2 protein-coding genes are annotated in these 2,752 nt (G+C 60.6%); both read right to left on the bottom strand.

The features are described from left to right. Positions 1-155: 155 nt before the first annotated feature. Complete coding sequence (locus tag IDH44_RS22950) at positions 156-1,091, bottom strand: methylenetetrahydrofolate reductase (protein ID WP_190921168.1); 936 nt, start codon at positions 1,089-1,091, stop codon at positions 156-158. A gap of 130 nt (positions 1,092-1,221) precedes the next feature. Then, entirely contained in the window at positions 1,222-2,499 is a 1,278-nt protein-coding gene (locus IDH44_RS22945) for an adenylosuccinate synthase (RefSeq protein WP_190921167.1), read from the bottom strand. Positions 2,500-2,752: the final 253 nt, after the last annotated feature.

The raw sequence follows: 2,752 nt of genomic DNA, 5'->3' as shown, positions 1-2,752 counted from the left end.
GGGGAAGGCTGGCAGGTAGGCGCCAAAATGGCGGCTGCAAGTGTGCGGACGGGCGAAGGCGGGCGAGTAGGCGCCAAAATGGCGGCTGCAGGAAGGCGGTTGGGGGAGAGAAGTCAGGAGGGCGGAACACAGGAAAAGAAGGAAGGCGGCAACAGTCACCGCTTCCCCAGACCCAGCCGATTGTCCAGAATGCGCTTGACGCGACTGACCAGCTCGACCGACGCCTCGATCTCGACCTTGCGGGTCGAGACGCTTTCAATGCTGCAGCCGAGCGGGATGCCCTTCTCCAGGCCGAAGTCGAGCAGCTCCTCGAACAACTGCTGCGAGAGGGCAATCGACTTGTCCAGGATGTCATGCGAGTGGACGAGGTCGTTCTCCAGCCACTTCGGAATGCTGATGCCCAGCCACTTCATGAATGCAATCGTCTTGGGCGAGCCGCAAGGCGCCAGATTGATCAGGATCGGCACCATCTCCAGCTCATGCTCGCGGCAGTAATAGTAATAGTCCGACAAAAAATCCTTGGTCGCCTCGACGTTGAAGGTCGCCTGGGACACAAAGAATGCGCACCCGCTCCGAATCTTGTCCGCTACCCGCTCATGCTCGTCCCGACGTGCCAGATGGCGCTCGGGAATCACGACGCCGCCGAACGGCAGGCCGTCATTGACGCGTCTGCTGAGCGCATAGGCCTCGGGCAGACGGAGCCGCACCTGCTGATGTCGGGACGAGGCGCCGACGTAGACGACGGCTTCCCCCGCTTCGCCACGCTGGAGCATATCGGTGAATTCCGCTTCCGAATAATTGCCTACGCAGCGGTAGATGATCCTGGGCATGCTCAAGTCCTGCAGATACGAGGCGCTGTACTGCGCCGGATCGAGCGTAGGGAGGAATGGGAACGGACGTTCCTCGCCGGTACGATCCTGCTCGTCCTGCACGTCGTATAGAATCAGTCCGTCGATGTCCAAGCCATGCAGGCGCTGGACCTGCTTGGCCGCAATTTCGGCGATCTTCTCCGAAGAATGCGTCCGCTTGGGCGGCGTCATGCCGTAGGTGACGATGCCCGCCGATCTTGCCAGAATTCGTTGTTGCAGCAATTTCCTCAACCCAATCTATTATAGAAGTAGGAATGAATTCCACATTTCCAGATCCGCGCTATGCGCGAGCTACTGGGTTTCATTATGCCTCATACTGCCGATTAATTCAATTTCAAAAACATAGGTCCAATTACCGCGCAATCAATTGCTCGCGATGCGGCCCGTTGGAGACGAAGGAGACCTTTCGGCCGGTGGCTTGCTCGATGAAACGCACGTAATGGCGTGCTGCTTCCGGCAGCTCATCATAGCGGCGAGCGCCAGTGATGTCGCATTGCCAGCCTGGCAGGTAGTCCAGAATCGGCCGGGCGCCGGCGAGTGCGGCGGTCACGGGAAACTGCGTCGTCCGGGTGCCGTCTGCCAAGCGATAAGCGGTACACACCGGGATGGCGTCCAGATAGCCAAGTACGTCCAGATTGGTCAAGGCCGTGTCGGTGGCCCCCTGCACCGCGCAGCCGTAACGCGTCGCCACCGCATCGAACCAACCGACCCGGCGCGGCCGCCCGGTCGTGGCGCCGAATTCCCCTGCGTCCCCACCGCGGCGGCGCAGTTCATCGGCTTCTTCCCCGCTTAACTCGCTGACGAATGGTCCGGCTCCCACGCAGCTCGCATAGGCTTTGACGACAGTGATGACCCGCGAGATCGCGCCCGGCGGCAGTCCGGCGCCGACTGTGCCATAGCCGGCGAGCGTGGAAGACGAGGTCACATACGGGTAAATGCCGTGATCCGGGTCGCGGAGTGCACCAAGCTGTCCTTCCAGCAGGACCGGAGCCTGTCGGGCGGCGGCTCCGAGCAGCTCGGTCGTATCGCCGACCAGCGGCCGCAGGCGTTCCGCCTGGCGCAGCAGATGAGCGAGCCACGCTTCGGCCTGCAGAGGCGGCCTGCCGTACAGATGCTGCAAAAGCACGTTTTTTGGGACCAGCGTTGCCTGTAACCGCTCCAGCAAACGATCATGATCGTACAGATCGGCGACCTGCACGCCGAGCTTGGCGTACTTGTCGGCATAAAAAGGCGCGATGCCGCGCCTCGTCGAGCCATAGCTGGAGTCGCCCAGCCGCTGCTCCTCCAGTTCGTCGAGCAGGCGGTGCACGGGCAGTACGATCTGCGCGCGATGCGACACTGTCAGGCGGGCTTCGGGGATGCCCCGTTCCCGCAGCATCTCGTACTCCGCGAACAACTGGTCCAGGTCAAGCGCCACGCCCGGCCCGATGACATTGTGTACATGCGGGTGGAGGACGCCCGACGGCAGCAGGTGCAGCGCCACCTTGCCATACGGTCCGATGACTGTATGCCCGGCATTGCTCCCGCCCTGATACCGTACGACATATTCCGCTTCGCTGGCGAGCGCATCCGTCATTTTCCCTTTGCCTTCATCGCCCCAATTTCCGCCGACAATTGCAGTTATGCTCATACCTAATCATCCTTTCGTTTCACCGATTCAGTATTCCACCGTCGAAGGACGGAAACGACAATCTAACGGACACCAGAGAAGCTTAGCGTGTCAAATTGGATGATTTGAAATTGAGCCAGAAGTATGGCCTAACAGGCTTTTAAGGAGCGCCAGTGTCCGTTAGATTCTTCAGCCCAGCTCGTGCAGACGCAGTATTGCCGGAAAAGACGGCTTGCTCGTTTCGCCTTGAAATCGAGCGTGTCCGGCGTTTCAT

It is taken from the genome of Paenibacillus sabuli (assembly GCF_014705605.1).
GTDB lineage: Bacteria > Bacillota > Bacilli > Paenibacillales > Paenibacillaceae > Paenibacillus_D > Paenibacillus_D sabuli.
The sequence above is the reverse complement of the archived record's forward strand: the minus strand, read 5'-3'. Positions and strand labels throughout refer to the sequence as shown.